At 72.2% G+C, this 4766-nt stretch carries 7 protein-coding genes; all 7 read left to right on the top strand.

Going from position 1 to position 4766, the window contains the following annotated elements:
• A partial coding sequence (locus K2Y03_RS03915; RefSeq protein WP_294088426.1) for a phage portal protein occupies positions 1–1019 on the top strand: 1019 nt, incomplete at its 5' end.
• The gene (locus K2Y03_RS03910; RefSeq protein ID WP_294088425.1) at positions 1019–1327 is read left to right on the top strand and encodes a DUF6127 family protein; all 309 of its coding nucleotides are present in this window, start codon (positions 1019–1021) and stop codon (positions 1325–1327) included. The genes K2Y03_RS03915 and K2Y03_RS03910, both read left to right, overlap by 1 nt.
• The gene (locus tag K2Y03_RS03905; protein ID WP_294088424.1) at positions 1324–1719 is read left to right on the top strand and encodes an HK97 family phage prohead protease; all 396 of its coding nucleotides are present in this window, start codon (positions 1324–1326) and stop codon (positions 1717–1719) included. The genes K2Y03_RS03910 and K2Y03_RS03905 overlap by 4 nt, the downstream gene beginning before the upstream one ends.
• Positions 1703–2752, top strand: a complete 1050-nt coding sequence (locus K2Y03_RS03900; protein ID WP_294088423.1) for a phage major capsid protein — start codon at positions 1703–1705, stop codon at positions 2750–2752. The genes K2Y03_RS03905 and K2Y03_RS03900 overlap by 17 nt, the downstream gene beginning before the upstream one ends.
• Before the next feature lie 167 nt (positions 2753–2919).
• A complete protein-coding gene (locus K2Y03_RS03895) occupies positions 2920–3186 on the top strand; it encodes a hypothetical protein (RefSeq protein WP_294088422.1) in 267 nt (88 codons plus the stop codon).
• Positions 3186–4067 (top strand): hypothetical protein, encoded by an 882-nt coding sequence (locus K2Y03_RS03890; RefSeq protein WP_294088421.1) that lies wholly within the window; start codon positions 3186–3188, stop codon positions 4065–4067. Before K2Y03_RS03895 ends, K2Y03_RS03890 begins: the two co-directional genes overlap by 1 nt.
• 75 nt (positions 4068–4142) lie before the next feature.
• Positions 4143–4703, top strand: a complete 561-nt coding sequence (locus K2Y03_RS03885; protein WP_294088420.1) for a hypothetical protein — start codon at positions 4143–4145, stop codon at positions 4701–4703.
• Positions 4704–4766: the final 63 nt, after the last annotated feature.

Genomic DNA, 4766 nt, shown 5'->3' with positions numbered 1-4766 from the left:
TGCGCCAGCTCTATCTAACCAATCCGGTTGCCCAGCGCGCGGTGCGGATCGTCGCGGAAGGGGTGGGCGGGGCGCCGCTCGGCGCGCGCAATGGCGCGGTGCGGGCGCTGGTGGTGGCGCGCTCGGGCGGGCAGCTGCTCACCGAAACGCTCGCCGCGCAGCTGCTGCTCCACGGCAATGCCTATGTCCAGATCATCGCCGACGAAAGCGGCGTGCGCGAGCTGTTCGCGCTGCGCCCCGAACGGGTGAGCGCGCTGCCCGATGCGCGCGGCTGGCCGGCCGCCTATTGCTATCGCCTGGGCGAGGCGCGGCAGACGCTGATCGCCGAAAGCGCCGATGGCCGGCCGCAGATCGTGCATGTGAAGGCGTTCAACCCGGTGGACGATCATTATGGCCTGGGCTGCCTGGGCGCGGCGGCGGGCGCGATTGCCATCCACAATGCCGCCACCGCCTGGAATCAGGCCCTCTTGGACAATGCCGCCCGCCCCTCCGGCGCGCTGGTCTATGATCCGGCCGATGGCGCGGTGCTGAGCGCGGACCAGATCGAGCGGATCCGCGCCGAGCTTGACCTGGGCTTTGCCGGCGCCGGCAATGCCGGGCGGCCGATGCTGCTGGAAGGCGGGCTGAAATGGCAGGCGCTGAGCCTCTCACCCGCCGACATGGATTTTGCCGCGCTGAAGGCAGCCGCCGCGCGCGACATCGCCACTGCCTTCGGGGTGCCGCCGATGCTGCTCGGCCTGCCCGGCGATGCGACCTATGCCAATTACCGCGAGGCCAACCGCGCGCTGTGGCGGCAGACCATCTTGCCGCTGGCCGACACCATCCTTTCCGCGCTGGGCCAGGCGCTGTCGGGCTGGTTCGAGGATGCCGAGATCGCCGTCGATATCGACCGGGTGACGGCGCTCGCCGAAGACCGCGAGCGGCTATGGGCGCAGGTGCGCGACGCCGATTTCCTGGATCGCGAGGAAAAGCGCGCGATGCTCGGCATCGGGCCGGGCACCGCTCAGGAGGAGGCATGATGAGCAACCATGAACTGCTGGCGCAGCTGATGGCGCAGGCCGCCGTGCAGGGCGCCGATCTGGCGACGCTGCGCGCGATGGCGGAGGAAATCGGCGAGCTGGCGGCCGAGCGCGCGCTTGCCCGGCTGGGGCTGGATGACCCGGCCGCCGCGCGCGACATGGACGAGCTGCGCCAGCTGATGCGGGCCTGGCGCGACGCGCGCAAATCGGCGTGGCGCGCGGCGGTGGGCTGGGTGGCGCGGGTGCTGGGCACGGTGACGCTTGCCGGCCTTGCGGTGCGCTTCGGCATCGAGGAACTGCCCAAATGAGCCTGCGCTTTGCCGGCTATGCGGCGTTGTTCGACCGGCCCGACCGTGGCGGCGACATCATTCGCGCCGGCGCCATCGGCGCGCTGCCGGCCGAGGTGCCGCTGCTGTGGGAGCATCGCGGCGACGCCGTCGGCCGGATCGAGCGGCTGGCGGTTGATGCGCGCGGGCTGGCGGTGATCGGCCGGATCGCGGCACCGGCGCTCGCCCATGCGGTGCGCGCGGGCGCGGTCGATGGCCTGTCCATCGGCTATCGCGTGGCGGGAAGCCGACGCGGAACATATCGTGAACTTACCGCGATCTCGCTGATCGAGGTGAGCCTGGTGCGCGCGCCGATGCAGCCGCTGGCGCGCGTTCATGCCATCGAGGAGGAAGAGAATGACCAACCCCAGTGACGCGCTGGCCGACAGCTTTGCGCAACTTTCCCTGCCGCCGGCGCGCGTGCGCCCGCTGCTGAGCGGGGCCAGCGCCCCCGCTGATCCCGGCTTTGGCGCATTCCTGCGCGCCGGCCAGATGCACGAGGCCAAGGCGCTGAGCGGTGCCGATGGCGCCAGCGGCGGCTATGCCGTGCCCGAACAGATCGACATGGTGATCGACGCCGCGCTGAAGGCGGTGTCGCCGATCCGCCAGATCGCAAGCGTCGTGCGGGTCGGCTCGTCGGGCTATCGCAAGCTGGTGACGACGGGCGGCGCAGTGTCCGGCTGGGCCGCCGAAGATGAGGCACGGCCGCTAAGCGACACGCCGGTATTCGCCGAAATCGTGCCGCCGATGGGCGATCTGTGGGCCAATCCCAGCGCCACCCAGGCGATGCTGGACGATGCGCAGTTCGATGTCGAGGCGTGGCTGGCGGGGGAGATTGCCGCCGATTTCGCCAGGGCCGAAGGTGCCGCCTTCGTGAACGGCAGCGGCGTCAACCGCCCGCGCGGCTTCCTGCAGGTGCCGACGTCGGCCGCGCGGGATGCGGTGCGGCCGTTCGGCACGCTGCAGCACATCGCCACCGGCGCGGCGGGCGCGTTCGGCGCCAATCCGGCCGATCAGCTGATCGACCTCGTCCATGCGCTGGCCGGCCCCTATCGCCAGGGCGCGGTGTGGGTGATGAATGCCGCGACCTTGGCGCGCATCCGCAAGCTGAAGACCGCCGATGGCGCGTTCCTGTGGACGCCGGGCATCGCGGCGGGGGCACCGGCGACCCTGCTCGGCTATCCGGTGGTGGAGGCCGAGGACATGCCCGACATCGCCGCCAATGCGCTGGCCATCGCGTTCGGCAATTTCGCGCGCGGTTACCTGATCGCCGAGCGGGCGGAGACGCAGATCCTGCGCGATCCGTTCAGCAACAAGCCGTTCGTCAGCTTCTATGCCAGCAAGCGCGTGGGCGGCTGTGTGAGCGACAGCCAGGCGATCAAGCTGATGAAGTTCGCCGCAAACTAGGGCCAGTCAGCCCCTCCCCTTCAGGGGAGGGGTTGGGGTGGGGCCTGGCCAAAGAGGCGCCGCGCTTTGCATCAAGGCCCCACCTCCCAACCTCCTCCCCTGAAGGGGAGGAGGAGCGGGCCGGCCAATCGCCGCGCCTGTTTTCCGATCATCAAAAAGGACCAGCCATGACCGATGCCTTTGCCGGGCGTGCCGACCATGTCGCCGCCCCCGCCACCCGCGCCGTGCCGGTGGTGCCCAGCGATACCGCCGCGCTCGCCGAAATCCCCAAGGCGCTTTATGTCGGCGCCGGCGGCAATCTGGTGCTGCGCGGCTCGGGCGATACTGCCGACAGCGAATGGCGCGGTGTCCCCTCGGGCAGCATCATTCCGCTCCGCGCGCGCCACATCCGCGCGAGCGGCACCACCGCGTCCGCCATTCTGGCGCTCTACTGATGGGCGCGCTCGGCCTTGGCCTGGGGCTGGACCGGGTGCGCCGGCCGCGCGCCGGCTATGACTTTACCGGCGACGCGCTGCCCGCCGGGGTTGCGCTCACCCGGGCGACGCCGGGCTGGGCGACGGGTGCCGATGGCCGGCTGGTGCTGGCGGGCGTCGATGCGGCGCGGATCGAGCATCAGGGCGGCGCGCGGCGCGGGCTGCTGGTGGAGCCGGCGGCGGATAATCTGGTCACGCTGTCGACCGGCTTCGATGCGCCGCAATGGTCGGCCGATGCGGCCTGGGGCGGCAGCGTGCCGGTTGTCACCCCCGCCGCCGCGCCCGGGCCGGACGGGGCGAGCCCGGCGGCGCGGCTGGATTTCGTGCGTGGCGACGGCTTTTCCCGGCTGTTCGCGGCGGTTGCGGTGTCGGTGCCGGGGCCGCATTGCTTCAGCGTCTGGCTGCGCGCCGTCGTGCCGGGGCCGGCGATTGCGCTGCGGCTCGACGGGGTGGCGGGGCCGACCCTTGTGCTCGATGCGGTGTGGCGGCGCTTTTCGGTCTCCGCCAGCACCGGCGCGGCCGCCGCGTGCCAGCTGATCCTGTGGAACGCGATTGACGGCGCGCCCGCGACCGCCAGCGTCTTTGCCTGGGGCATGCAGCTGGAACGCGGCACCGCGCCCAGCTCGCCGGTCGTGACCAATGGCGCCCCCGCCACCCGCGCGGCTGACCGGCTGACGCTCGATGCCGCGCCGCTGGGTCTGGGCGAGAATGGCAGCGCGCGGCTGCGCTATCGCTTCGACGACGGTGCCTCTGCCTTGCGCGTCGCCGCGATCAGCCAGGGCCGCATCACCGTGCCCGACGACCTGCCCGGCACCGTGCTGGCAGCGGTCGAGCCGGCCTGACGCCCCAAGTTTGCTGCGATTTCCGGGCCGGCAGGTGATGCACCTCCCTCGAAATCGCCCTGAAGGAGACAGCCAATGGATGCCGACGCGCTGGGCGTGGTGACGCTGGGCGAGGGGGATCGCGCAGCCGCGATTGCGGCAGTGAAGGCGGCGCTCGCCGTCACCCTGCCGCAGGACGACGCGCTGATCGCCGCCTTTGCCGAAACGGCGCTGGGGCTGGCCGAGCAGTTTCTGGGCCAGGCGCTGATCGCGCGCGAGATGGTGCTGGTGCTGCCGGCGGCGCGCGGGTGGCAGCGGCTGGCGGTCGCGCCGGTGCGCGCGATCACCGCGGTTGCCGGCCGCGCCGACGATGGCACCCCGGTCGCGCTGCCGCCGATTGCCTATGAGATCGAGATCGACGCCCGGGCCGAGGGCTGGGTGCGGGTGCTGGATACAGGCGGCGCGCGCACGCTCGCCGTGCGCTGTCGCGCCGGCCGGGCCGAGGACTGGGCCGGCATTCCCGCCCCGCTGCGCCAGGGCGTGGTGCTGCTCGCCGCCTATCTTTATGCCGAGCGCGACACCAGCCGCCCGCCGCCTGGCGCCATCACGGCTTTGTGGCGCCCCTATCGCACGCTGTCGCTGGGGGTGGCGCAATGAGCGGCGGGCTGGAGGCGCGCGGCCGGGCCATCGGCGCGCGCGCGGCAATGCGCGCGGCCCGGC

This window comes from Sphingomonas sp. (assembly GCF_019746015.1).
Taxonomy (GTDB): Bacteria; Pseudomonadota; Alphaproteobacteria; order Sphingomonadales; family Sphingomonadaceae; genus Sphingomonas.
This window is presented reverse-complemented; position numbering and strand designations above follow the sequence as displayed.

What these genes read in the sequence shown, in the direction of transcription:
- K2Y03_RS03910 (WP_294088425.1), top strand. Translation starts at nt 1,019, where the DNA reads ATGAGCAACCATGAACTGCTGGCGCAGCTGATGGCGCAGGCCGCCGTG.
- K2Y03_RS03905 (WP_294088424.1), top strand. Translation starts at nt 1,324, where the DNA reads ATGAGCCTGCGCTTTGCCGGCTATGCGGCGTTGTTCGACCGGCCCGAC.
- K2Y03_RS03900 (WP_294088423.1), top strand. Translation starts at nt 1,703, where the DNA reads ATGACCAACCCCAGTGACGCGCTGGCCGACAGCTTTGCGCAACTTTCC.
- K2Y03_RS03895 (WP_294088422.1), top strand. Translation starts at nt 2,920, where the DNA reads ATGACCGATGCCTTTGCCGGGCGTGCCGACCATGTCGCCGCCCCCGCC.
- K2Y03_RS03890 (WP_294088421.1), top strand. Translation starts at nt 3,186, where the DNA reads ATGGGCGCGCTCGGCCTTGGCCTGGGGCTGGACCGGGTGCGCCGGCCG.
- K2Y03_RS03885 (WP_294088420.1), top strand. Translation starts at nt 4,143, where the DNA reads ATGGATGCCGACGCGCTGGGCGTGGTGACGCTGGGCGAGGGGGATCGC.